Origin of the sequence: Flavobacterium sp. CG_23.5 (genome assembly GCF_017875765.1) — a bacterium.
GTDB lineage: Bacteria > Bacteroidota > Bacteroidia > Flavobacteriales > Flavobacteriaceae > Flavobacterium.
On sequence record NZ_JAGGNA010000001.1, the window covers coordinates 1,771,270 to 1,794,795 of the forward strand.

Below are 23,526 nucleotides of genomic sequence, written 5' to 3' on the forward strand. Positions count from 1 at the left end.
CGTGGGCTTTCCGCTATTATCTGGGCTAAAAATTCTGCAAATAAGAAACATATCTTTGTACCTTTGCGCCTTTGTTGTTAAAAAATAAAAAAATGTACGAAAAAACGTTTCCAAATAAAAGATTCAAACACACTTTAGAATTTTTAAAAAAACATATCTCTACAACTGATACCATTTTAGATTTAGGAGTTGAAAATCCATTTTCTAAAATTATGAAGGCAGAGGGCTTCACTGTTAAAAATACTACCGGAGAAGACTTAGATAACAATCAAGAAGTATTTCAATCAGAAAAAACAGCTGCTGTTACTGCTTTCGAAATTTTCGAACATTTACTCAATCCGTACACAATTTTAAAAGAAATACAATCAGATAAACTTTTTATCTCTATTCCTATGCGTTTGTGGTTTTCACCTGCTTATCGCAGCAAAACGGATATGTGGGACAGGCATTATCATGAATTTGAAGATTGGCAACTCGATTGGCTTTTGGACAAAACAGGTTGGAAAATTATCGACAGAGAAAAATGGACTAATCCGGTTAAGAAGTTTGGTATTCGTCCCCTATTACGAAAATTTACTGACAGGTATTATATCGTTTACGCTGAAAAAATAAAATAATGAACTACTATATTGTTATTCCAGCTCATAACGAAGAAGCGTTTATTGCCTTGACACTACAATCATTGCTTTCTCAAACTATTCCACCAAAAAAAGTAGTAGTAGTTAATGACAATTCCACTGATAAAACTGCCGAAATAGTAATGGCTTTCGCCAAAGAAAATCCGTTTATTACCTTGGTAAATAAAACTTCTGAAGCGATTCATTTACCCGGAAGCAAAGTAATTCAAGCTTTTCATAAAGGTTTTGAAACCTTAGACGAAAATTATGATATCATAGTAAAGCTGGACGCTGACTTAATTTTACCGACTAATTATTTCGAGACTATTTTAAACATTTTCGAAAAAGATGCAACTATAGGAATGGCAGGTGGATTTGCCTACATTGAGAAAAACGGGCAATGGATTCTGGAAAATCTAACCGATAAAGATCATATTCGAGGTGCTTTTAAAGCCTATCGAAAAGCATGCTTTCAACAAATAGGAAACTTAAAACCGGCAATGGGCTGGGATACCGTTGATGAATTACTCTCAAAATTCTATGGATGGAAAGTAGTTACAGAGTCTTCATTAATCGTAAAACACCTAAAACCAACTGGAGCTAACTATAATAAGATAGCACGTTATAAACAAGGAGAAGCTTTTTACACATTGGGTTACGGGTTTTTAATCACTGCAATTGCCTCGGCAAAACTGGCAATGTTGAAAAAGAAGCCTTTGCTCTTTCTAGATTATTTAAAAGGGTTTACTAAAGCAAAATCAGCAAAAACACCTTTGTTAGTAACTCCAGAACAAGCAAAATTTATCAGAAACTATCGTTTGCAGAAAATGAAAGACAAACTTTTCTAACGAAACTATTAACTGACAACTTATAACTCCTAACTATTTTCGTAATTTAGCCAATATTTCAAAAACTATGATGCTCATTCGTTATTTATCACAAATTGGAAGATATTTTTTGATGTGGAAAGAAATTTTCAACAAACCAACTAAATGGTCTGTAATGAGAGGTCTTATCTTCAAGGAAATAGACGATTTAATTATTGGTTCTCTTGGAATTGTTGCTTTCATTTCCTTTTTTGTTGGAGGTGTTGTAGCCATTCAGACTGCTTTGAACTTAACCAATCCATTGATTCCAAAATATCTTATCGGATATGCCACAAGACAATCCGTTATTTTAGAGTTTGCCCCTACCTTTATTTCGATAATTATGGCTGGAAAAATGGGCTCCTTCATTACTTCCAGTATTGGAACCATGCGCGTTACGGAACAAATTGATGCATTAGAAGTAATGGGTGTAAACTCATTGAATTATTTAGTTTTTCCCAAATTAATTGCATTACTATTATACCCATTCTTGATAGGAATATCCATGTTTTTAGGTATCGTTGGCGGTTACATGGCCAGCGTTTATGGAGGATTTGGTGACAGCACTGATTTTGTCGATGGACTTCAACGTGATTTCATGCCATTCCACATTGCTTATGCTTTCATAAAAACTTTTATTTTCGGTTTACTTTTAGCAACAATTCCTTCATTCCATGGTTTTAATATGAAAGGTGGTGCACTTGAAGTTGGGAAAGCCAGCACGGTTGCATTTGTATGGACATCGGTAACTATTATTTTAGTGAATTATATTTTAACTCAATTACTATTAACCTAATGATAGAAGTAAAAAACATAGAAAAATCATTTGGCGGCGTTCCAGTTCTTAAGGGCATATGCACTGTTTTTGAAACTGGTAAAACAAATTTAATAATTGGGCAAAGTGGTTCTGGAAAAACAGTATTGTTAAAGAGTTTATTAGGAATTCACACCCCTGACTCCGGAACAATTTCTTTTGATGGCCGAATATATTCTGACTTAACTCTTGATGAAAAAAGAGATCTAAGAACTGAAATAGGTATGGTATTTCAAGGAAGTGCTTTGTTTGATTCGATGACTGTTGCTGAAAATGTGGGTTTCCCTTTAAAAATGTTTACCCAGGAGCGTGGAATAAAAATTCAGCAGAGAGTCGACTTAGTTCTAAAAAGAGTTGATCTAGAAGATGCTCATAATAAATTACCTTCTCAAATATCTGGTGGAATGCAAAAACGTGTTGCTATAGCACGAGCTATTGTAAACAATCCAAAATATCTCTTTTGTGACGAACCTAATTCCGGTTTAGACCCGAATACAGCAATATTGATAGATAATCTTATCAAAGAAATCACTGAAGAATACAATATTACTACGGTCATAAATACGCATGATATGAACTCAGTAATGGAAATTGGCGAGAAAATTTTATTTCTTGAAAATGGTCTAAAAGCCTGGGAAGGAACCAAAGAAGAAATTTTCAGAACTGACAATCAAGCGGTAGTTGACTTTGTTTATTCTTCTAATTTATTCAAAAAAGTCAGAGAAGCTTATTTGAAAGAATAAACAATTTCAAATTTAACTGGATTTCAACAATTCCACCTCAGCATTTGGATTAAAAAGATAGGTCTTGCCAGAGCTAACTTCTAGACATTCAAAACGCTTAGTTCTTACCGCTATTTTCTTAAATATTTTCCCGTTTTGGATTCGGAAAACACTGCCGTAAGGAATCTCAAACACATAATTTTTATCATTTTGCTGGTCAAATTGTTTCAATGCCAAGGCTAATGTGGCATCAGTATCGCTACTGGCGGTTGGATTTTTGAAATGTCTCGCTAACAAAGGCAATAAATGATTAGGGAAGATCTCCGGACGAATGTACGGAATCATTAACCTTTGGAAAGAATACTTCCATTCATTACCATGCGGTTTAATGTTTCTTCCAAACTTCTCAAAAGCCACCAAATGCGAAATTTCATGTATCAGCGTAATTAGAAACTTGTATTTATTCAGGTTTGAATTGACTGTTATTTCGTGTTTACCACTCAAGCCTTTTCGATAATCGCCATGACGTGTTTGTCTTTCATTTACAATCTTGAGATGCACTTGATTGGCAACAATAAGTTCAAAAACGGGTTTTACGGCATGTTCGGGTATATATCGTGAAAGTGTTTCGCTCATAACAATTAGGAATTATAAATATAAATTACGGATTCGTAGATGAAACCTGCAATACTTTCCCGTTGAAATATTTATTCCCAGTCAAAGTGAAATCATAAATATAATCGGCCATTTCACTTGCTGATATTGGTGCTTGATAACCTGGAAAAGCTTCTGCTAACATTTCCGTTTGAACAGAACCTAAGGCCAAAACATTGAAAGAAATTCCACGCTCTTTATACTCTTCGGCTAATAATTCAGATAAGGTAATTACCGCTCCTTTACTGGAACTATAAGCTGAAAGTCCTGCAAACTTTAAACTTCCTTGAATCCCACCCATAGAACTTATGGTAACCACATGACTTCCTTTTAACAAGTAGGGCAAACAAGTTCTTGTCAAATTTGCAACTCCAAAAACATTTACTTTATAAATACTTTCAAAATCTTCCTGAGTGGTTTCTGAAAATGATTTCAATAATAGACTGCCTGCATTATGAACAATCGCATCAATTTTTTTCCAAGAAGAAGAAAGAAAAGATTCTACTTTTTCTAAATCGGATTCACTTGATAAATCCACTGAAAGACAAGTGATGTTTTCGTTATCAATTAATTCTTGTGGTATTTTTCTGGAAATGGCTAAAACCTGATGTCCAGCATTAGCAAATTGCATTGCCAACTCAAATCCTATTCCCCTACTCGTACCTGTTACAATGATATTTTTCATATAGCAAAAATAAACAAAAACGTCAGTAAAACATCTTTTACACCACGGATTATTTCCGCGATATAATTTAGGATTCTTATAATTTCCCTTAAATTTGTTTTGAAAAATAATTGCATCTAAAACCATTGAAAATGATTGAGAACATACAATATGAAGTAGCGAAATTACATGACATCGATGGAATAGTAGCATTGCAAGAATTATATCTAGTTTCTAATCTTTCTGAAGAAGAAAAAGAATCAGGATTTGTTACTACTCGTTTCACCATAGAGCAACTAACCGAAATTATAGGACAAGAAGGATTATTTATTGCTAAAGACGATAACAACATCATCGCTTATATTTTTGGCGGGAGTTGGAACTTCTTCAATCAATGGCCAATTTTCACTCATATGACTGCACTATTTCCTAAACTTAGCTTTTTAGATTTTGATATAACAACAACTAACAGTTTTCAGTACGGACCTATTTGCATTGCTAAGGAATATCGCGGAAAAGGATTAATCAAATTATTTTTTGAATTCATGAGAATTCACATGGTTAAAAAATATCCTTTGAGTCTGACATTTATCAACAAAACCAATATTCCTTCAACAAAAGCCCATACCGAAAAATTAAAATGGAATATCATTTCCGATTTTCAATTCAACAATAACAACTATTTTGTTTTGGCGTACGATATGAGCCAACCCGTTTCCTAAGCAGATTTATTTAACCATAATAATTTCATGTGTTGGGGAACTAGCCATTTGCGTTACAGCTGGCAGTAATTCCTGAATGAATGAAGTCATGTGAGGAATATCCATGGCTTTAAACTCATCAGAAACATGGTGATAATATTGGAAATTTTCAAAATCGAAAGTACTTATTGACTGACAAGGAACCTTAAAAACCTCATAAAAAGAATAATTATCAGATCGATAAAACAATTGATATTCCGCTTCTTTTGGGAGGAAACCAATGGATTTTTTTCCAGTATATTCATTTATTTTACTGGCCATATTCGACTTATCAAAACCAGTAATATACGCAAGAAAATCTCGTTTCATTGGTACACCAATCATCTCGATATTAAATTGCGCATATAAATTAAAATTTTGCGCTTTTAGTTTTTTGGCCAAATGTTTCGAACCCAACAAACCTTTTTCCTCTCCTACGAAGAACACAAAAAGCACGCTTCTTTTATTCGATTTAGAAACACTGAAATATTTAGCCATTTCAGCCACAGCGGTTGTTCCAGACGCGTCATCATTGGCACCATTGTTAATGAAATCACCATTCACTCCTTTTTTATCAATTCCGATATGGTCGTAATGTCCGCTAATAATTATGAACTCCTTTTTTAGAATAGGATCTGTTCCTTCGACATAGCCAACAATATTATAGGCCGGGACTTTGTAATCCGTCAAAGTGTCGCGGTAACTTTTAAAATAAGGCTTTACATTATTGTTCTTGAAAAATTGTTCCAAATAATCTGCCGCTTTCTCCATTCCTTTAGTTCCGGTTTCTCTGCCTTCTAATTCATCGGAAGAAAGGTATTTCAAAGTTTCCGCAACTGCGGTTTCTTTGACCTTGTAATTTATTCCTAATGGAGTTTGTGATTTATTTTTTAAAGAATCAGACAGTATGGTTGAAGTTTGTTTACAACCAAAGAAAACGAAAGGAACTAATAGAAGTATTTTTTTCATAATTGGATATTTATGCTTTATTACATTTTAATGGAACTTTTAAATTCCAATATTATCTTTTATAATATTTTTTATAGACTTTATACATTTGAATAAAAGCTAAAACTATGAAAAATAAAGGAATAATAACTGACATTACATATTTAGAAAAAAAAGTAGTGTTTTGAGATAGCGTATTTAAAATTAAAACTAACGCTAACATTCCCAGAAATGTTCCTATCAAGGTTCCAGCAATGTAATAATATTTAAGTTTATTTTCGACTGCAATATAGTTCCCATTCATCAAATAAAGATTCCAACCCGTCCAAAAAGGCAATTGAAGAAAGTTAACGCAATTTAAAAGCAAACCAATAAGATAAGGTGAATAGGTAATATATTTTTCTAAATCATTATGATTTGCCGCTGATTGATTAGAATGAGCATAAAAAGAATAGCCCAGAATTAGCAAGAATATAATGGCAAAATAATCAACTGCTTTCATGAGTTTTTTATTATTTACCAATTTTTCAGCAAAAATTAAAGTAAAATAAATCACAAAAACCTCAACAGAAATCACCCCCAATAAATAGAAAATTAAGTCCTTAATTCCAAATTTCGAATAAATTTCAAAGCCAATAATGTTTAAATATCCAAGCGGTATAGAGCCGATAAAGCTCACTAAAAAACCAACAAAAATATTTTTTATTACTTTCATTTCATTAAAAATTTACAATCTTATTACTTTGCTCTATATGCAAACGATATTCTTGCATACCCACTTTGTGAGTCAAATATGGAATGCCATTTTTATGATTGTGAACACTAATTTCGAACATGTAAGTAATATGTCGTGCCAGTTCTTTCCACGCAAACAATAAAGAATGTTTTGGATCGTAAATATGAGTGGGTTCGCTAGCCGCTCCATTCAATTCAACAATAGAGAAGTTTTTTCCTTGTTCCAAGTCTTCTAAAGTAGCATACATCACATCCAATCTTCCAAAATAAAAACCCGGAATCTGCAAACACATTTCATTAATAATTTTTGTCAATTTTGGCGTTATCCAATGGCTTCCATCTATAAATTTTGCTCCACGTGCGTGATTCCCGTACGGGACCAGATTCAGTTTTTTATCTTTTGGAAGAATGTCAAGTAATTTTTTTCCGTATTCCTTTTTTAATACTTCCAATTGCAATTCGTATCGCGGATTTTCTTTGATTAGTTCTTCAATTGTAGAATTGCCATCTCCGGTAATAATTAGAAATTCTTTAGAAACTATCCCTGTAATTCTGCCCGATTTTTCATCAGGATAACGCACATAAAAAATGCCGATTTCGTTTTCGTAAGGAATCAAATCTTGGATAACATAATCAAAATTTGCTTTATGGGCATACAATTCCAAGTCCTGAATAGTATTGATTTTTTTAACTCCCGAACCACGTAAACCTATATCCGGTTTTGCAATCAACGGATATTTTATTCCTGAAAATTCCATGATTTTTAAAATGGTCTCTAGTGAAGTTCTTTCATTTATCAACTCTGTTTTTGGATAGAATTGTTGCGGAATCAAATCATAAATTGCTTTTTTGGATTCCATCATAAATCCCCCATTTTTAATAGTGGGATTAGAAGCATTAAAGAAAAAAATCGATTTTGCCTTAATAGAATAATAGGACCAAAGAAAGTAAATTGGAATGTAAACAATCTGGAAAGGCCAATATTCCCAGTGGGTAATTTTATGAAAGAGTAATTTTATTCGCCTATTCGCCATAACTTATGTCAATTTCCATTTTTTTAAATAGTAATAAAAGAGGTCGTATATTCTTTCTGATGAATTAAATCATAATGCAATATAGCAACTTTATTTTTTTCGATTATAGATTGAGTGATACTTAAGGTTTTCATTTCTTCATTTCGATTAATTACCAAACCGTTTTCCTGATTTTCTTCTTCAGTATAGCGATGAAAACCAAGGATTTCTTCTTCTGAAATCTGTGGATTTGTTTCCAAAAAAGTATAAAACCAGTTCGAACGTTTATCCCGAATTTCTTTCGGATATAAAGTCGAAGAAGACCAAACATGATTTTTATTTATGTCAAGTGATTTGGTTTCTTTTTGATTTCCATTCCAACGCAACTGAAAAAGTTCATTATTTTGAAATAAAATCAGCGTAAAGGGTTCGATATCTTCTAAATCAATTTCCTGCCAGAAATCCTTTGGTGAAGCACTACTTATAATATCCAAAACAATCAATCCCCGACTTTTTCGGTATGGAAGTTGAACCTTATGTTTTTCTTCGGCGCCGTTTAACAATACCAAAACAGTTCCGTCAGCATCTACCACAAACCAAGTTCCCCCAGCTTTTGGATCTTTTGGAAAAATGATATTTTTACCGTTAATGGTATAATCTTTTGGAGGAATTGCACTTGGACGTATTACTTTTTCATCTCGATTTGAGGTAATGATAATTTTACCGTTGACATTTACAAAACTTACTGTACACATTGTTTTCTATATTCGATTGTGGAACGGGCTACACCAAAATTTTCATCGACAATAATTGTTTCGTTTTGCAAAACGGCTACCTTTATTAACGCCTGATGATGAATACAGTGTTCTAAATTATAAAGCAATTCCCGGAAGTGATTACTATCAATACGGATTTCCTCACCATCAATAATTTGCTGCAGTTCTATTTTTTTATTTTGTTTTTCCAAAGAATCTTGGATAATTCTAATTTGACTTATTGCAAATTCAGTATCTGTTTGAATTGCAATATTTCTTTTTCGGTTATCATAGTTTACAATGCCTGCCTCATAATTCGCTTCAAGACATTGAAACATTTCTATAATATGCCTGGTATGTTCGCCTATAGTGGAATTACTTAGCGAAGCACAAGGATTATAATACTCTGAATTAGACAGCTGGTTAAGTAAACCGACCAGTCCGTTTAAGCTATTATTTATGGAAGGTATAAGCATATTAAAAATTTAATTTAAACAAATTTGGTATTTTACTCCTATTTTGATAAACTAAAATAGAACAACAAAGAAAGGTGATTATCGCTAGGGTGAAAAGTGTTCCACCATCGTTTTGCACTTCAATTCCTAAAACTAACAAATGTGACATAATTGCACCAATCATTACTCCAAGTCCAAGTAATGCACCAAGTAGAGTGGTTCTGGGTATTACTATTAAAATGGAAGCAATCAGTTCCGCAATACCGGAGCCTATACGACCGTAAGGTTCCATCCCTAAAGTTTTGAAAATATAAATACTTTCCGCTGCACCCGTAAATTTAAAATATAAGGTCTGCAATAAAATCACGGCAACAACAAGACGCAATAACCAAGTAAATAATGATGATTTCATACTACTAATTTATTGAATTATTTTTTTCCAATTTGCATCAGCCTTTGACTTTAAACCTAACTGATTTTTATTCCAACTTTTCAATGTGTTATTGAAATAAGCGTTATAAAACAGATATAATTTCCCTTCAATAATTTTGAACGTCTCTGGATTTATATCCACTTTTTCACCTGAATCTCCCATCGCAAAAGCACACCAACCCCCATATTGAGGCTCATAAGCTGATTGATTTTTTAAAAAAAACTCCTTATTTGCCGCCGAAGAAAAATTATAAATAACTCCTTCAAAGGTTGAAGTTAATTCTTTTTTTCCTTTCACCGCTTTTCCTTGTTTAAAATAAGCCACAGGATCATACCCCTTAATGGCGATATTTCTTTTTAAATTGAACTGTTTAATTCGTTTACTTTCGTTTTGAGAAAATCCTGTTAACGAAATAAAACTGATAAGCAGACAGATGATTTGTTTTTTCATTGTAATTGAATTTAAAGGGTTCTCTGAAATTTCTTTACCAAAGGTATTTAGAAACAGAAAAACCATTTGTCAGCTAGTTTACAATAGATACGAAATAGTTGTAATTACAGTTTTGTTACATCCAAAATAACGATTTCTTTTCGATTGTAAAGAAGTATTCCATTTGTTTCCATTTCATTCAGCAGTTGAGTAGCAGTTTGTCTTGATGTACAAATAATTTGAGCAATATCAGTTTGAGTTAGATAATTCTCGATAACCACTTCATTTTCCACTCGCTTTCCTTCTTTCTCTGCCCAATCTTTTAGAAACTGAAACAATCTAGTTTTAGCATCTTTTGAAATCAAATTAGAGTAACTGTTTTTGATGCGCTTCATCTTCAATCCTACAAATTTAGTATAGGACAAGGCCAAGCTAGGGTTTCGCAATAATAAATCTTCGAAATCAGATAGTAGAAAGCTACAAATTGCCACATCATCGGAAAGGACTTTAGCATATTCATTAGTCTGATCATCTGTTTCTAAAGTGAGTTCCCCAAATAAATCTCCTTTTTGAATAATATCTTTTATCGTTTCGTTTCCGTCTTCATCAACAGCTACGATTTTAATATTTCCTTTTTTAAGCAAAAAAATTCGAGGCACATCCGATGAGGAAAAATAAATGATCTCCCCCTTATTTGCTTTTTTAAAACCTGTAATAATACACAATTGTCTGATTTGTCCGAAACTTAAAGTCCGAAACAATTTGTGATCGCGTAAATACCAATATTTTAAATCTTCATACATAAAAGTAAATCTTTGAGTAAATGTATTAAAAAAACGACTTAAAAAACAAAACCCTTTCCAATCGAAATTGGAAAGGGTTTTAATAGCTATAAAATTTTATCTAAGAAACTAGTGTTCTTGAGATTACAATACGTTGGATCTCTGAAGTTCCTTCATAAATCTGAGTAATTTTAGCATCACGCATCATACGTTCCACATGATATTCGGCTACATAACCATTTCCACCATGAATCTGTACGGCTTCAATAGTCGTGTCCATTGCAGTTTGAGAAGCGAATAACTTGGCCATTGCTCCTGATTGAGAAATATCCATTCCTAAATCTTTTTCGGAAGCAGCTTTAAAACATAACATTTTAGCTGCCATAATTTGAGTTGCCATATCGGCTAATTTGAAAGCGATTGCTTGGTGTTTGAAAATTTCTTTTCCAAAAGCTTTACGCTCTTGAGAATATTTCAAAGCCAATTCATAAGCACCTGTAGCTATACCCAATGCTTGAGAAGCAATACCTATTCTTCCTCCGTTTAATACGCTCATGGCGAAATTAAATCCAAATCCATCTGCTCCTATTCGGTTTTCTTTAGGCACTTTAACATCGGTAAACATTAAAGAATGCGTATCAGACCCGCGAATTCCCATTTTCTTTTCTTTTAGACCAATATCAAAACCAGCCCAACCTTTCTCCACTATAAAAGCATTGATTCCTTTATGTCCTTTTTCAACGTCAGTTTGAGCAATTACGATATAAGTAGATGCAGACGATCCGTTTGTAATCCAGTTTTTGGTACCATTTAATAAGTAATGATCTCCTTTATCAATTGCAGTGGTTTTTTGTGAAGTAGCATCAGATCCCGCTTCTGGTTCCGACAAACAAAAAGCACCAATAACTTCCCCTTTGGCAAGAGGAACTAAATATTTAAGTTTTTGCTCTTCATTGCAATATTTCTCTATTCCCGCACAAACCAACGAGTTATTTACTGACATGATAACTGCCGCAGAGGCATCAATTTTTGCAATTTCAGTAACTGCCAAAATATAAGAAACGCTATCAAGTCCTGAACCACCATATTTAGGATCAACCATCATTCCTAGAAAACCAAGTTCTGCCATTTGCTTAACTTGCTCTGTAGGAAATTTTGAGTGTTCATCTCTTTCAATTACTCCCGGCAACAATTCGTTTTGAGCAAAATCTCTAGCGGCTTGTTGAATCATTAACTGCTCTTCGGTTAGATTAAAATCCATAATTATATAAAATAAAAAAGTTGTGAATTACTTAAAAAAAGTAGCCAAAGATACTTTTTTCTTGTGAATTTATCAATTCTGATTCGTAAATTTGGGATATGGAAACAGAAAACTATAACGTTATAGGAGTAATGTCAGGAACTTCGCTGGATGGAATTGATTTGGCTCATATTCAATTTAGAGTAGAGAGTCAAGAATGGGCTTTCGAAATAATTGAAAGTGAAACTATTAGCTATAGTTCCGATTGGGTTACTAGCCTAAAAATGGCTGTGGGCTTCTCCATAAACGAATTAGATGATTTAAACCAAAAGTACACCGAACTTCTCGCCACGACCATCTCTAATTTCATTAAAAAGTATAATATCGAAAACATCGATGCCGTTTGCTCGCATGGTCATACCATTTTACACCAACCGCAGAAAGGTTTTACACTTCAAATAGGCAATTTACCAGAAATCTCCGCATTGATTCATCAAACAGTAGTGTGTGATTTTAGAGTTCAGGATGTTCAATTGGGAGGACAAGGCGCGCCTTTAGTTCCTATTGGCGATAAAATATTATTTCCTGAATATGACTATTGTATGAATTTGGGCGGTTTTTCAAATATTTCATTCGAAGAAAATGGTGAACGAATTGCTTTCGATATCTCTCCAGTAAATACAGTTTTGAATTTTTACGCAAATGAACTGGGTTTAGCGTATGACGATAAAGGACAAAAAACGAGTACTGGGAGTATAAATGAAAATTTATTAAACGAATTAAACGATCTGGATTTTTATCAAAAAAAACATCCAAAATCATTGGGCTTCGAATTTGTAAAAGAGGTCGTATTACCCATAATTGACACGTATAAAATTTCGACAACAGACAAGCTACGAACTTTCACAGAACACGTTGCGTTTCAAATTGCATCGGCTCTGCCTACTAAAAAAGGAAACCTATTTATAACTGGTGGTGGGGCATACAATGATTTTCTTATAGAACGTATTCAATCCTATTTACCGGAAATAAAAATTATAATTCCGTCAAATAAAATATTGGAATTCAAAGAAGCATTAATATTTGCTTTGCTTGGTGTATTAAAGTTACGAGGAGAAGTCAATGTATTGCGAAGTGTAACCGGGGCACAAAAAGATCACAGTTCTGGAGTTATTTTCACCGTATGAAAAACAAAAGAATTCACTATCTCATTACAATCTTAACAATCATCTTATTGGGGATTTTTTCCAGACAAATTCCAATTGTCCCTTTGTGTGTTGGTGACATTTTATATGCCATAATGATTTATTTTATCATAAGACTATTGTTTTTAAAAACGTCAAAACACAAAGCTGCGTTGATTGCTATAAGCATTTGTTTTGCAATTGAATTTTCACAACTTTATCAAGCAGATTGGATTACTGCAATTCGGAATACAGTTGCAGGACACTATGTCTTGGGACAAGGATTCCTTTTGATTGACTTAGTGGCCTATCCTTTTGGAATATTTATCGCTTTTATTTTAGATCGTTTCACAAAATAATTCACAATTACTCTTAAATTTAGATTCTTTAAAATAATATTTCAAATACAGATTTCGCATTATACTATTTTTTATATTTGTCAAAATTAAACATATCGCAATAAATGAAAGATTTATTAAAGAAATTCGAAAATAAGGAACCCGAAATCATTTTTAACTGGAAAGATCCCGAAACAGAAGCTGAAGGATGGACTGTCATCAACTCCCTTCGCGGTGGTGCTGCCGGTGGTGGAACTCGTATGAGAAAAGGATTGGATATGAATGAGGTTTTGTCATTGGCAAAAACAATGGAAGTGAAATTTTCGGTTTCAGGGCCTGCTATTGGTGGTGCTAAATCTGGAATTAATTTTGATCCAAATGATCCAAGAAAAAAAGGCGTTTTACAACGTTGGTATAAAGCAGTTTCTCCATTATTGAAAAGTTATTACGGAACGGGTGGCGATTTAAATGTTGATGAAATTCACGAAGTAATTCCAATGACGGAAGAATGTGGTGTTTGGCATCCGCAAGAAGGTGTTTTTAATGGTCATTTTAAACCTACAGAAGCAGACAAAATCAATAGAATTGGTCAATTGCGTCAAGGTGTGGTTAAAGTGATCGAAAACCCGAAATTCTCACCAGACGTTTCTAGAAAATATACTATTGCCGATATGATTACCGGTTTTGGTGTAGCCGAAGCCGTTCGTAATTACTACAGTATTTATGGTGGTGATGTAAAAGGTAAGAAAGCCATTGTTCAAGGTTTTGGGAATGTAGGTTCTGCAGCAGCTTTTTACTTAGCCGAAATGGGAGCAAAAGTAATTGGTATAATTGATAGAGATGGTGGATTAATCAAGAAAGAAGGTTTTACTTTCGAAGAGATAAGATCATTATTCCTTGCCAAAGACGGAAACAAACTGGTTGCGGAGAATATGATTCCTTTTGAAGAAATCAATCAAAAAATATGGACAATAGGTGCTGAAATATTCGCGCCTTGTGCAGCTTCACGTTTAGTTACTCAATCTCAAATTGACAGTTTAATTGCCAATGGTCTTGAAGTAATTTCTTGTGGTGCCAATGTACCATTTGCAGACAAAGAAATCTTTTTCGGACCAATTATGGAGAATGTAGATCACAAAGTAAGTTTGATTCCTGACTTTATTTCTAACTGTGGAATGGCTAGAGTTTTCGCTTATTTTATGGAAAAGAAAGTACAAATGACGGATGAAGCTATCTTTCAGGACACTTCGGCTACTATTAAAAATGCAATCGAAAAAGCACATCAATTAAATCCATCAAAAACAAATATTAGTGCTACTGCCTTTGAAATTGCATTAAAGCAATTGACTTAAAAGATAAAAACCTACTATTTTAGTACTATTATAACTCGGATTAAACAGATTCTCAATATCTGTTTAATCCGAGTTTTTTTTATACCTTAAACAGCAATATTAATTTTAACAATAGATTACCTTTTCTCTGTTGGCAATTTTTAGTACATTTCAACGTTTTTTATACATACACTTTTTAAATATTAAAATACCGATGAGTTCCACCATTTCTTCAGATCAAAAGAAATCATTAGCAATATCTTTCCTTTTATATGCAACTTTGCTGCTAATTTTATTTTTCATTAGATTTTGGCCTCCAGCCAACATGGCTGAATTAGCAGGTGGCGGAGGTGGCGGAGGCGTTACCGTAAATTTTGGTGATAGTGATTTAGGTTCAGGAGCAAATTATAAAAGTGAAGTTTTACAAGTAAAAAACCAAACCAAACAAATACCTACAAAATCGACTCCTGAGGAAGCCATCTTATCACAAGAAAACACCACTGAAGAAAGCGTAGTAATCCCAACCAAAGAAAAGACGAAAAAACCTACCGTGGTTATAAAACAGGAAATAAAACCAGTTGTAGTAAAACCTAAAGTTTCCAATAATACAAATGATGCCTTATCTAGCATTCTAAAAGGTTCTAATAAAGGAGGAGATGGCAATGACAAAACAGCAGGAAACAAAGGAAAAGCAAACGGAAGTTTGAGCTCTAATGGCTATTATGGAACCGGAGGTTCTGGCGGTGGAACAGGAGGCGGAAATGGTACTGGAAACGGAATAGGAACCGGTAGCGGATATGGTTCAGGAAGTGGCGGAGGATCAGGAAGTGGATCTGGTGGTGGTACTGGTTACTCTTTAGGAAACCGGAAAGCAGTTTCTAAACCCGCACCAAAATACACCTGCAACGAACAAGGTAAAGTGGTAGTTGAAGTTTCCGTGGACAGAAACGGTAGAACAATAAACGCGGTTGCAGGAATAAAAGGAACGACTAACACGGCAAGTTGTTTATTAGAACAGGCTAAAATCGCAGCTATGAATACGAAATGGGATGCCAGCAGTGATGCCCCGGAAAAACAAGTAGGAAAAATAGTTTATAACTTCAATTTGAATTAAAATTAAATTAATACTAATAAAAAAGCCTTAGTTTCTTGATAAGAAATTAAGGCTTTTTTATATTTTGAAACTGTACTGTTTTTAATCCGAGATAAAATTTCCGAAATCAAAAACAAATAATTTTACAACTATAATCTAAATCATTTCGGACTTGTAGCTATTACAAACTTCAAGTTATTCCGTACTCCAATTTGCAAAACATCAACTAAATCTTGCACTTGTAAATTGAATGGAATTCTTACAATAACCGTTTGATCTTTCCCGCTGTTCATTTTCGACATTAGCGTTGTTTCTAACGCTTCAAAAGTGACAGCCTGCTTATCGATGTAGAATTTTTTATCTTCTGTAACTGATAAACTAATATATTGTTTGTTGGTTTTCTCGTTGGATTTAGCTTTTGGCAATGTCATTTTAATAACATTTGGATTAGCCAAAGTGGATATAATCAGAAAAAACAACAACAAGAAAAACATAATATCGCTCAATGACGAAGTAGCCACTTCGGCATGAAATCTTCTTTTTCGTTTTATAGACATGTTACGATCTTTGAATAATATTTACGAATTCTAGTATCTGCTTTTGAATTTTTAAAGCAAAATTGTCAATCTTTCCGTTTAATAGATGGTAGGCACTGTAAGCAATGATACCAACTAACAACCCAGATCCACTACTGATCATTTTTTCATATAAACCTCCTGAAATATTACCAATACTGATATTCTCGGTAACGGAAATACTGTAAAATATTTTAATTACTCCTGAAATTGTTCCAATAAATCCTAACGTAGGCGCAATTCCTGCAATAAGTCCTAATTGACCCAAATGTTTCTCCATTTCTCCAATTTCGATATCGGCAGCGCGATCCATATTAGATTCAATCTCGGCAATAGGCCTGCCAATTACAAGAATTCCTTCTTTAATAATATTACCAGAAGAGTTGTTGCTTCTCTCGGCAATGGATCTTGCTAATTCTAAATTACCGGAATTTAAATTGTCTCGTACGTCTAACATCAATCGATGATCAATTTTAGACGCTTTATTAATGTATAAAGTACGTTCTATAATCAAATAAAAAGTATAGAATAATAGGATTGAAATTGGAATTAAGAAGAACCCGCCTTTTAAAATAAATTCTAAAACAGAGATTTCTGTATTTGGGGCAATTTTTTCGATAACTACGTTTGAAGCAGCATTGGCAATGGTATCGGCCTGTAATTGTATAAAACTAAACATATATTATTATTATTTTTTACTCATTAATTCTAAAAATTATATCAATTTTGCACTAAAGATACTTTTCGATGTAATATTAAACTAAAAAAATCGAAAAATATTTTAATGCACAGCAATTTTATAAAAAAATGAACTATCAAGAAACTATAGATTGGATGTTTAAGCAACTCCCGATGTACCAACTTCAGGGCGCTTCGGCTTATAAAAAAGATTTAACCAACACTCATTTACTAGTACAACATCTCGGTAATCCACAAGAAAAAATAAAATGCATGCATGTAGCGGGAACAAACGGAAAAGGTTCCACCTCTCATATGCTGGCATCCATTCTTCAGGAAGCGGGCTATAAAGTTGGTTTGTATACGTCTCCCCATTTAAAAGATTTCAGGGAGCGAATTAAAATTAACGGATTTGATATTACTGAAGAATTTGTTACTGATTTCATCAATAAACACAAATCTTTTTTTGAAGCAAACGACATGAGTTTTTTCGAAATGACCGTTGGGTTGGCGTTCGATTATTTTGCAAAAGAAATAGTAGACATTGCCATCATCGAAGTTGGAATGGGCGGCAGATTAGATGCCACCAATGTTATTACGCCGCTTATATCCGTGATTACCAATATTGGATTAGATCATACACAATTTCTAGGAAATACACTTGAATTGATTGCTTTTGAAAAAGCAGGCATTGTAAAACCAACCATTCCCGTGGTTATAGGAGAATATACCTCTGAAACGAAACCTGTTTTTTTAGCTAAAGCCAAAGAAAGTCAATCGAAAATATATTTTGCTTCCGATTTGATTTCAGAAAACTATTCTTGTGATCTAATTGGTGATTACCAGGTCCACAATAAAAAAACAGTTTTACAGACTATTAGCATTTTAAACAGTCAAAACGAATTTAAAATCAGTGAGAAAAATATCAAATTTGGTTTATTGAATGTTGTAAAAAACACGGGACTTTTAGGCAGATGGCAACAATTAGGTGAATTACCTAAAATTATTTGCGACACAGCGCATAATAAAAACGGCTTGGAAATTGTTCTCAATCAAGTTCGAAAAGAAAAATTCGATAAGTTACATATAGTATTTGGCGTGGTTAACGACAAAGATTTAGAGGAGATTTTACCCTTATTCCCAAAAAATGCAATTTATTATTTCTGCAAACCGAATATTTTTCGAGGTTTAGACGTGGCCATTTTACAGCAAAAAGCTTTGGAATTTGGACTTATTGGGGAATTATACAATTCGGTTTCAGAAGCTTACAGCGACGCAAAACAAAATGCATCAAAATCAGATTTTATCTATGTTGGCGGAAGCACCTTTCTAGTTGCAGAAATTTTATAATTTTTTTTGTTTTTTACTTGCAAATCCAGAAAAGTGGCTTATATTTGCACTCGCAATAAGGAAATGAAAATGACTAAATTGTGTTAGGGCGATTAGCTCAGCTGGTTCAGAGCACCTCGTTTACACCGAGGGGGTCGGGGGTTCGAACCCCTCATCGCCCACAAAAAACTCCTTACGAAATTAAGGAGTTTTTTTATGTTCAATTTTTCCTGTCTTGAAATAGTAGTCCAAAAAAAGACACTAATAAAAATTCAAATAATGGATATAAGCTTCAAGTTTAATACACCAATGTTTGGATAGCATGAGGTAAGATAGAAACCTCAGTTGCTTTTGTACCAATGCATAAATAGTACTTCAATTTACGATCCGTTTTATTCATAACAACAGTAATTGCTTTACCATCTTTATTTAAAAAAGAAGTAGTTAATAAATAACTTTGACTGGAAACACTACTGATTCTTTTTGCACTTTTTCCAATAAATTTCGAGAAATGACCTATGAAATAATAAGATGGCGTGTAGACTAATTCTCCCGTTCTAGTATCACCATGGATTGGAGCAAAACAAAAATTACCAACATGGTTTGGCCCTCCATTTTCATCCAACAGAACATTCCAATCAGTCCATCCTACAGTTCCGTTATTGAAATCGTTAATCATTGACTGTCCATATCGTTCACCGTTTGCCCAAAGCTGCAATTTTTTGTAATCAAATTTCTCCACGCAACCTTCTGTAAAAAGTAAGTTTTTGTCTGGATACATTTCATTTACTTTACCAACATTTTCATACATTGAGTCTCCTCCGCTCCAGTTTTCATACCAATGGAAACCAATTCCCCAAACATATTTATTGGCTTGCGGATCATCTAAAATGGTGCTCGCTCTTTGAGCCAGCAAATCTCTATTATGATCCCAAACTGTAATTTTTTTATCACCAAGTCCGGCTTTCTTTAACGTTGGCCCCAGATAATTTTTCAGGAAATCACGTTCTTCTTCGGCAGTGTAAATACAGGACTCCCAGGTTTGCTTCGCCATTGGCTCATTTTGAATCGTTAATCCCCAAACAGGGATCCCCTCTTTTTGATAACTGTTAATGAATTTCACATAGTAATTTGCCCAGGACTGATAAAATTCAGGCAATAATTTACCGCCTTCAAGCATTTTTTTAGTGTCCTTCATAAAAGCAGGTGGACTCCATGGACTCACAAATACGTTAGCATTTCCGTCTGCAGCAGCAATTGCTTTTTTAATTAGTGGAATTCTAAATTCTTTGTCATGGGAAATATTGAAACTCCTTAACGCCGCATCACCTTCATCAACGTAAGTGTAACTGCCCGAACTAAAATCACAACTATGAATGTTTGTTCTAATCAGTGAATAACCTATTCCCTTTTCCTTATCGTAATATGCATTTAAAAATTCTTGTTGGTTTTCTTTGGTTAATTTTGCAAAAACCTCTGCGCTTGCATCCGTAATTGCACCACCAATCCCTAAAAATGTCTGAAAGGTTTTACTTGGATTTACAAAAACACAAAGTTGTGTTTCAAGTGGTTGTTTTAAATCCGTGAATTGCAAATTATCTGTTTTTGACAATCTTAAATTCGTATTATCCGCCGAAGTATAAACTGTAACCGTTCGGTCTTTTGTAGAAAAGAGAACCGGACTTATTTTGTTTTTTTGCTGAGCGATTGCAAAAAAGGACACTGCTAAAAGTGCTGTTGTTATTATTTTTTTCATAAAATTGATGTTTACTTCCCCAAAAACCTTCACACACATTTCCATTACTATATTTTTGTTTGCTAAAAATTCACTATCAATCTTACAACGTAAGATGGCTTTGAAATTCAAAAATATAATTTTTCGCTTACTACAAAGAGCTATCTCAACTGCTACTAAATTCAGTGGTTAAATTACTTAAATAAATAAGACCACTTCATAATTGAAAAATAACAACTATAATAATTATTAAAACATTTTTCAATGTCTTCTTTTTGTCAATACAATTTAAGATAAAAAATCCAAACTTCTCTCTAATGCCATTCCCCTGGAACCTTTAATCAAAATCGTTTTGTTCTCCAATTTCATGTTTTTCAAATGAGCCGAAAAGGCATCAAATGTTTCATAAAACTGAAAATTATCTCTAGCAACTTTATTCTCATAAAATTCAGTTCCAATAAAGTAACAGTTAACTTTTATCTGATCTAAAAGCATTGTTACGATAGTTTTATGTTCCTGTTGGCTTTCTTCTCCCAATTCAAACATATCTCCCAAAATCACAATCTTATTTGGATTGTCTAATTGTTTAAAGTTCTCGATAGCAACCATCATGCTGCTTGGATTCGCGTTATATGCATCCAGAATAATCTGGTTTGTTCCCAATGTCAATAATTGCGATCTGTTATTTTCAGGAACATAGCTTTCCAGTGCCGCTTTAATTGACATATCTGACACGTTAAAATACTTTCCAATTGTGATGGCAGCATTTATATTATTAGCATTGTAAAGACCAATTAAATGAGATAAAATCGTAAACCCGGAATAACTAATTACCACGAATGGATTTGCTGTCACTTTTGTAATATTTACATCCGCATTTTCTTTATTTATACCAAAAGAAAATGATTTAAACATTTTTGATTTTTCAACCTGAATTGGATCTTCCAAGTTTATAAAAGCCATTTTATCATTATCGGAAAGATAGTGATACATTTCACTTTTACCTTGAATAACACCCTCAACACCACCAAATCCTTCCAAGTGCGCTTTACCAAAATTAGTGATATAACCATAGTCTGGCTTTGCCAATTCACAAAGAAATTCGATTTCCTTTTTGTGATTTGCACCCATTTCAACAATTCCAATTTCTGTCTCCGAATTAAAAGAAAGTAAAGTCAAAGGCACGCCAATGTGGTTGTTTAAATTTCCAACAGTGGCTTTTGTTTTGTATTTTTTAGAAAGAACAACATTAATAAGTTCTTTCGTTGTAGTTTTTCCATTACTGCCTGTAAGAGCAATTATAGGCAATTTAAGATAGGCGCGATGAAACTTCGCTAACTCTTGCAATGCAATTAAACTGTTTTCTACCAAAATAGTTCTGTGGTCAATATAATAGGCTTCATTATCAATTATCACGTAAGAAGCTCCTTTTTCCAGTGCTTCTTTAGCGAAAGTATTAGCATCAAAACGCTCTCCTTTTATAGCAACGAAAAAGGAATTCGACTCAATTTTACGGGTATCAATCGAAACTGATTTGCACTTTAAAAACAACCTATGAATGCTGGCTATATCCATTTAAAAATGATTTAAAAAAAAAGCCCTAATGAAAGGGCTTTGATTATTATTTGATGAAAAATTAATTTCTTGCTGTTTTCTTTTTATCAGCTTTAGGTCCCACTCTTGACATGGCACATCTAAATCCAATATAATCGGTAGCCATATCTTGAGGAAAATATCTTCTTTGAGCCGGATCTAACCAATAAGCTCTGTCTCTCCAAGATCCACCTTTATAAACTCTTACTTGATCGTTTATCAAAGTAGTTCTTTTACTTGATTTGTCATACTTTCTAACCATCATCCCTAAACTATCTGTTGTTACATTGTGTTTAGGAGAATTGTACATGATTTTTTCCTCTTTTTGCTTGGCAGTTTCAGAATCAGATCCAAAGTTGTAATATCTAGTAGATTGTTTATCACCATCTCTGTAATTGACATTATCACTTTTATCAAAATTCTGTCTCAAATAAGTCTCTTGTTCATCAACAGGAACTTGAGCTATTTGACCTGGAAAATTTCGAGCCATGATGCGTCCGTTACTTAATGTATCGTACTTCATATTTTCTTTCGTCACAATTTCAACTTTCCCGTCTGCACCAATTTTATTCTTGGTATAAAGATTTCCTCTAAAATAATTAAAATCATTAGATTCGTTGTCAATAATTGGTCTATAAACATCGGCAACCCATTCGGCTACATTTCCAGCCATATCATATAATCCAAAATCATTTGCCGGATAACTTTTTACTGCATTAGTAATATCTGCACCGTCATCAGACCAACCTGCAATTCCACCATAATCTCCATTTCCTTGTTTGAAATTGGCTAATTGATCGCCTTTACTTTGTCTTTTCCCTGAACGAGTATAATCTCCAGACCAAGGATATTTTTTCTGTCCTTTGTAATTATTGTATTCTCTTTGCCCAACATCTGCTGCTGCTGCATATTCCCATTCTGCTTCAGTTGGAAGTCTATATTCTGGAAGAATAATTCCAGAAGAACGTTGTGCATATACATTTTTTGCTTCAGTTACTTTTCCGTCTTTCCCTGCTTTCGGCGTTTTTCTTGCCCCTTTTTTACCTTTCAAAACAATTTCTTCATTACCACCATAGGTTAATGTAGGACTATTTAAATATGTTTCTGTACTAAATGAACTTTCCGCACTAACATCCTGTGTTTTAGCATTTTTCTTTAAGTAACCACTTTTTTCTAATACAGCTTCATTTACACGATCTGTTCTCCATTTGCTAAATTCTACTGCTTGAATCCAGTTCACACCCACAACAGGATAATTAGCATAAGATGGATGTCTCAAGTAATTATTAGTCATTGTTTCATTATATCCTAATCTATTTCTCCAAACTAAAGTATCTGGAGATGCTCCTTCATAGATATTTTTGTAGTTTTCTTCTGTTGGTGGAAATACTTGTTTTAACCAATCTAAATATTCCAAATACATGAAGTTCGTTACTTCAGTTTCGTCCATATAAAAAGACTGAACGTGTTGTTGCGTTGGAGTATTATTCCAATCATGCATTACATCATCTTGTACTTTACCCATTGTAAACGTACCACCTTCAACAAAAACTAAACCTGGTCCAGTTTCTTGTTTTTTAGCGTTTGACCCTTTCTTACCATCCACATTCCAACCGGTAGCCCTTGATGCATTTTTGGAGCTAGATTTTTTACTGCAACTAGCGAAACCTGCAATCATTAGTATTGATAACATCAATCGAAAGGCCAAAATTTTGTTTAGTTTCATACTCTTTAGTAGGTAATAATTTTAAAGTGACGCAATATAATAATTAACCAGTAACTTGCAACATCCTTTTTTAATAA

General features: G+C 33.5%; 26 protein-coding genes and 1 tRNA gene. 11 read left to right on the top strand and 16 right to left on the bottom strand.

The genetic code is table 11. From position 1 onward, the window contains the following. Positions 1-92 precede the first annotated feature (92 nt). From H4V97_RS07600 to H4V97_RS07615, 4 genes are all read left to right on the top strand, one after another. A complete protein-coding gene (locus tag H4V97_RS07600) occupies positions 93-617 on the top strand; it encodes a methyltransferase (RefSeq protein WP_196849463.1) in 525 nt (174 codons plus the stop codon). Then, positions 617-1,465 (top strand): glycosyltransferase, encoded by an 849-nt coding sequence (locus tag H4V97_RS07605; protein ID WP_196849464.1) that lies wholly within the window; start codon positions 617-619, stop codon positions 1,463-1,465. The genes H4V97_RS07600 and H4V97_RS07605 overlap by 1 nt, the downstream gene beginning before the upstream one ends. A 67-nt stretch (positions 1,466-1,532) precedes the next feature. Next, positions 1,533-2,279 (top strand): MlaE family ABC transporter permease, encoded by a 747-nt coding sequence (locus H4V97_RS07610; protein ID WP_231385409.1) that lies wholly within the window; start codon positions 1,533-1,535, stop codon positions 2,277-2,279. After that, the gene (locus tag H4V97_RS07615; protein WP_196849465.1) at positions 2,279-3,040 is read left to right on the top strand and encodes an ABC transporter ATP-binding protein; all 762 of its coding nucleotides are present in this window, start codon (positions 2,279-2,281) and stop codon (positions 3,038-3,040) included. The genes H4V97_RS07610 and H4V97_RS07615 overlap by 1 nt, the downstream gene beginning before the upstream one ends. A gap of 12 nt (positions 3,041-3,052) precedes the next feature. On the opposite strand, the gene H4V97_RS07620 is transcribed toward H4V97_RS07615, so the two are convergent. Beyond that, positions 3,053-3,655, bottom strand: a complete 603-nt coding sequence (locus tag H4V97_RS07620) for a SprT-like domain-containing protein (protein ID WP_196849466.1) — start codon at positions 3,653-3,655, stop codon at positions 3,053-3,055. A gap of 25 nt (positions 3,656-3,680) precedes the next feature. Then, positions 3,681-4,358 (bottom strand): SDR family NAD(P)-dependent oxidoreductase, encoded by a 678-nt coding sequence (locus H4V97_RS07625; RefSeq protein ID WP_196849467.1) that lies wholly within the window; start codon positions 4,356-4,358, stop codon positions 3,681-3,683. A gap of 131 nt (positions 4,359-4,489) precedes the next feature. Here H4V97_RS07625 and H4V97_RS07630 point away from each other — a divergent pair, with 131 nt between their 5' ends. Further along, entirely contained in the window at positions 4,490-5,059 is a 570-nt protein-coding gene (locus tag H4V97_RS07630; protein ID WP_196849468.1) for a GNAT family acetyltransferase, read from the top strand. A gap of 6 nt (positions 5,060-5,065) precedes the next feature. On the opposite strand, the gene H4V97_RS07635 is transcribed toward H4V97_RS07630, so the two are convergent. The 9 genes from H4V97_RS07635 to H4V97_RS07675 form a co-directional block, all read right to left on the bottom strand. Continuing rightward, positions 5,066-6,046: a M28 family peptidase gene (locus H4V97_RS07635; RefSeq protein ID WP_196849469.1), complete on the bottom strand. Its 981-nt coding sequence runs from the start codon at positions 6,044-6,046 to the stop codon at positions 5,066-5,068. 52 nt (positions 6,047-6,098) lie between these two features. Next, positions 6,099-6,740 carry a hypothetical protein gene (locus H4V97_RS07640; protein ID WP_209549381.1) on the bottom strand — a complete coding sequence of 214 codons (642 nt, stop codon included), beginning with the start codon at positions 6,738-6,740 and terminating at the stop codon, positions 6,099-6,101. A gap of 4 nt (positions 6,741-6,744) precedes the next feature. Next, a complete protein-coding gene (locus tag H4V97_RS07645; protein ID WP_317192104.1) occupies positions 6,745-7,623 on the bottom strand; it encodes a D-alanine--D-alanine ligase in 879 nt (292 codons plus the stop codon). Positions 7,624-7,817: 194 nt separating this feature from the next. Next, the gene (locus H4V97_RS07650) at positions 7,818-8,528 is read right to left on the bottom strand and encodes an NRDE family protein (RefSeq protein WP_196849472.1); all 711 of its coding nucleotides are present in this window, start codon (positions 8,526-8,528) and stop codon (positions 7,818-7,820) included. Then, a complete protein-coding gene (locus tag H4V97_RS07655) occupies positions 8,516-9,004 on the bottom strand; it encodes a DinB family protein (RefSeq protein ID WP_209549382.1) in 489 nt (162 codons plus the stop codon). Before H4V97_RS07655 ends, H4V97_RS07650 begins: the two co-directional genes overlap by 13 nt. Before the next feature lies 1 nt (position 9,005). Next, on the bottom strand, positions 9,006-9,395 hold the full coding sequence (locus H4V97_RS07660) for a DoxX family protein (protein WP_209549383.1): 390 nt from the start codon (positions 9,393-9,395) through the stop codon (positions 9,006-9,008). 9 nt (positions 9,396-9,404) lie between these two features. After that, the gene (locus H4V97_RS07665) at positions 9,405-9,866 is read right to left on the bottom strand and encodes a YHS domain-containing (seleno)protein (protein ID WP_209549384.1); all 462 of its coding nucleotides are present in this window, start codon (positions 9,864-9,866) and stop codon (positions 9,405-9,407) included. 104 nt (positions 9,867-9,970) lie between these two features. Next, positions 9,971-10,648 carry a Crp/Fnr family transcriptional regulator gene (locus H4V97_RS07670; protein WP_196849476.1) on the bottom strand — a complete coding sequence of 226 codons (678 nt, stop codon included), beginning with the start codon at positions 10,646-10,648 and terminating at the stop codon, positions 9,971-9,973. A 100-nt stretch (positions 10,649-10,748) separates the two neighbouring features. Next, on the bottom strand, positions 10,749-11,888 hold the full coding sequence (locus H4V97_RS07675; RefSeq protein WP_209549385.1) for an acyl-CoA dehydrogenase family protein: 1,140 nt from the start codon (positions 11,886-11,888) through the stop codon (positions 10,749-10,751). Positions 11,889-11,986: 98 nt separating this feature from the next. On the opposite strand from H4V97_RS07675, the gene H4V97_RS07680 reads away from it, so the two are divergent. The 4 genes from H4V97_RS07680 to H4V97_RS07695 all read left to right on the top strand — a co-directional run bounded on the left by H4V97_RS07680 (position 11,987) and on the right by H4V97_RS07695 (position 15,834). Next, positions 11,987-13,054 carry an anhydro-N-acetylmuramic acid kinase gene (locus tag H4V97_RS07680; protein ID WP_209549386.1) on the top strand — a complete coding sequence of 356 codons (1,068 nt, stop codon included), beginning with the start codon at positions 11,987-11,989 and terminating at the stop codon, positions 13,052-13,054. Continuing rightward, the gene (locus H4V97_RS07685; protein WP_209549387.1) at positions 13,051-13,410 is read left to right on the top strand and encodes a DUF2809 domain-containing protein; all 360 of its coding nucleotides are present in this window, start codon (positions 13,051-13,053) and stop codon (positions 13,408-13,410) included. The genes H4V97_RS07680 and H4V97_RS07685 overlap by 4 nt, the downstream gene beginning before the upstream one ends. A 104-nt stretch (positions 13,411-13,514) precedes the next feature. Next, complete coding sequence (locus H4V97_RS07690; protein WP_209549388.1) at positions 13,515-14,741, top strand: Glu/Leu/Phe/Val dehydrogenase dimerization domain-containing protein; 1,227 nt, start codon at positions 13,515-13,517, stop codon at positions 14,739-14,741. A 193-nt stretch (positions 14,742-14,934) separates the two neighbouring features. Further along, positions 14,935-15,834, top strand: a complete 900-nt coding sequence (locus H4V97_RS07695) for an energy transducer TonB (protein WP_209549389.1) — start codon at positions 14,935-14,937, stop codon at positions 15,832-15,834. 140 nt (positions 15,835-15,974) lie between these two features. On the opposite strand, the gene H4V97_RS07700 is transcribed toward H4V97_RS07695, so the two are convergent. Together H4V97_RS07700 and H4V97_RS07705 are read right to left on the bottom strand one after the other, a co-directional pair. Beyond that, positions 15,975-16,370: an ExbD/TolR family protein gene (locus tag H4V97_RS07700; protein ID WP_196849482.1), complete on the bottom strand. Its 396-nt coding sequence runs from the start codon at positions 16,368-16,370 to the stop codon at positions 15,975-15,977. 1 nt (position 16,371) lies between these two features. Next, entirely contained in the window at positions 16,372-17,067 is a 696-nt protein-coding gene (locus tag H4V97_RS07705) for a MotA/TolQ/ExbB proton channel family protein (RefSeq protein ID WP_209549390.1), read from the bottom strand. A 128-nt stretch (positions 17,068-17,195) separates the two neighbouring features. Between H4V97_RS07705 and H4V97_RS07710 the strand changes: the two genes are divergently transcribed. Together H4V97_RS07710 and H4V97_RS07715 are read left to right on the top strand one after the other, a co-directional pair. Then, positions 17,196-18,416, top strand: coding sequence for a bifunctional folylpolyglutamate synthase/dihydrofolate synthase (locus H4V97_RS07710; protein ID WP_196849484.1), 1,221 nt, complete (start codon positions 17,196-17,198; stop codon positions 18,414-18,416). A gap of 86 nt (positions 18,417-18,502) precedes the next feature. Further along, positions 18,503-18,577, top strand: a tRNA-Val gene (locus tag H4V97_RS07715). Between the two features lie 116 nt (positions 18,578-18,693). Here H4V97_RS07715 and H4V97_RS07720 read toward each other — a convergent pair. The 3 genes from H4V97_RS07720 to gldJ all read right to left on the bottom strand — a co-directional run bounded on the left by H4V97_RS07720 (position 18,694) and on the right by gldJ (position 23,449). After that, positions 18,694-20,151 carry a glycoside hydrolase family 30 protein gene (locus H4V97_RS07720; RefSeq protein WP_196849485.1) on the bottom strand — a complete coding sequence of 486 codons (1,458 nt, stop codon included), beginning with the start codon at positions 20,149-20,151 and terminating at the stop codon, positions 18,694-18,696. 267 nt (positions 20,152-20,418) lie between these two features. Further along, positions 20,419-21,705: a UDP-N-acetylmuramoyl-tripeptide--D-alanyl-D-alanine ligase gene (locus tag H4V97_RS07725; RefSeq protein WP_196849486.1), complete on the bottom strand. Its 1,287-nt coding sequence runs from the start codon at positions 21,703-21,705 to the stop codon at positions 20,419-20,421. A gap of 61 nt (positions 21,706-21,766) precedes the next feature. Next, positions 21,767-23,449: a gliding motility lipoprotein GldJ gene (gene gldJ, locus H4V97_RS07730; protein ID WP_209549391.1), complete on the bottom strand. Its 1,683-nt coding sequence runs from the start codon at positions 23,447-23,449 to the stop codon at positions 21,767-21,769. Positions 23,450-23,526 lie beyond the last annotated feature (77 nt).

What these genes read in the sequence shown, in the direction of transcription:
- H4V97_RS07695 (WP_209549389.1), top strand. Translation starts at nt 14,935, where the DNA reads ATGAGTTCCACCATTTCTTCAGATCAAAAGAAATCATTAGCAATATCT.
- H4V97_RS07625 (WP_196849467.1), bottom strand. Translation starts at nt 4,358, where the DNA reads ATGAAAAATATCATTGTAACAGGTACGAGTAGGGGAATAGGATTTGAG.
- H4V97_RS07615 (WP_196849465.1), top strand. Translation starts at nt 2,279, where the DNA reads ATGATAGAAGTAAAAAACATAGAAAAATCATTTGGCGGCGTTCCAGTT.
- H4V97_RS07635 (WP_196849469.1), bottom strand. Translation starts at nt 6,046, where the DNA reads ATGAAAAAAATACTTCTATTAGTTCCTTTCGTTTTCTTTGGTTGTAAA.
- H4V97_RS07645 (WP_317192104.1), bottom strand. Translation starts at nt 7,623, where the DNA reads ATGATGGAATCCAAAAAAGCAATTTATGATTTGATTCCGCAACAATTC.
- H4V97_RS07725 (WP_196849486.1), bottom strand. Translation starts at nt 21,705, where the DNA reads ATGGATATAGCCAGCATTCATAGGTTGTTTTTAAAGTGCAAATCAGTT.
- H4V97_RS07690 (WP_209549388.1), top strand. Translation starts at nt 13,515, where the DNA reads ATGAAAGATTTATTAAAGAAATTCGAAAATAAGGAACCCGAAATCATT.
- H4V97_RS07655 (WP_209549382.1), bottom strand. Translation starts at nt 9,004, where the DNA reads ATGCTTATACCTTCCATAAATAATAGCTTAAACGGACTGGTCGGTTTA.
- H4V97_RS07670 (WP_196849476.1), bottom strand. Translation starts at nt 10,648, where the DNA reads ATGTATGAAGATTTAAAATATTGGTATTTACGCGATCACAAATTGTTT.
- H4V97_RS07680 (WP_209549386.1), top strand. Translation starts at nt 11,987, where the DNA reads ATGGAAACAGAAAACTATAACGTTATAGGAGTAATGTCAGGAACTTCG.
- H4V97_RS07720 (WP_196849485.1), bottom strand. Translation starts at nt 20,151, where the DNA reads ATGAAAAAAATAATAACAACAGCACTTTTAGCAGTGTCCTTTTTTGCA.
- H4V97_RS07710 (WP_196849484.1), top strand. Translation starts at nt 17,196, where the DNA reads ATGAACTATCAAGAAACTATAGATTGGATGTTTAAGCAACTCCCGATG.
- H4V97_RS07650 (WP_196849472.1), bottom strand. Translation starts at nt 8,528, where the DNA reads ATGTGTACAGTAAGTTTTGTAAATGTCAACGGTAAAATTATCATTACC.
- H4V97_RS07705 (WP_209549390.1), bottom strand. Translation starts at nt 17,067, where the DNA reads ATGTTTAGTTTTATACAATTACAGGCCGATACCATTGCCAATGCTGCT.
- H4V97_RS07665 (WP_209549384.1), bottom strand. Translation starts at nt 9,866, where the DNA reads ATGAAAAAACAAATCATCTGTCTGCTTATCAGTTTTATTTCGTTAACA.
- H4V97_RS07620 (WP_196849466.1), bottom strand. Translation starts at nt 3,655, where the DNA reads ATGAGCGAAACACTTTCACGATATATACCCGAACATGCCGTAAAACCC.
- H4V97_RS07675 (WP_209549385.1), bottom strand. Translation starts at nt 11,888, where the DNA reads ATGGATTTTAATCTAACCGAAGAGCAGTTAATGATTCAACAAGCCGCT.
- gldJ (WP_209549391.1), bottom strand. Translation starts at nt 23,449, where the DNA reads ATGAAACTAAACAAAATTTTGGCCTTTCGATTGATGTTATCAATACTA.
- H4V97_RS07700 (WP_196849482.1), bottom strand. Translation starts at nt 16,370, where the DNA reads ATGTCTATAAAACGAAAAAGAAGATTTCATGCCGAAGTGGCTACTTCG.
- H4V97_RS07630 (WP_196849468.1), top strand. Translation starts at nt 4,490, where the DNA reads ATGATTGAGAACATACAATATGAAGTAGCGAAATTACATGACATCGAT.
- H4V97_RS07605 (WP_196849464.1), top strand. Translation starts at nt 617, where the DNA reads ATGAACTACTATATTGTTATTCCAGCTCATAACGAAGAAGCGTTTATT.
- H4V97_RS07610 (WP_231385409.1), top strand. Translation starts at nt 1,533, where the DNA reads ATGATGCTCATTCGTTATTTATCACAAATTGGAAGATATTTTTTGATG.
- H4V97_RS07640 (WP_209549381.1), bottom strand. Translation starts at nt 6,740, where the DNA reads ATGAAAGTAATAAAAAATATTTTTGTTGGTTTTTTAGTGAGCTTTATC.
- H4V97_RS07685 (WP_209549387.1), top strand. Translation starts at nt 13,051, where the DNA reads ATGAAAAACAAAAGAATTCACTATCTCATTACAATCTTAACAATCATC.
- H4V97_RS07600 (WP_196849463.1), top strand. Translation starts at nt 93, where the DNA reads ATGTACGAAAAAACGTTTCCAAATAAAAGATTCAAACACACTTTAGAA.
- H4V97_RS07660 (WP_209549383.1), bottom strand. Translation starts at nt 9,395, where the DNA reads ATGAAATCATCATTATTTACTTGGTTATTGCGTCTTGTTGTTGCCGTG.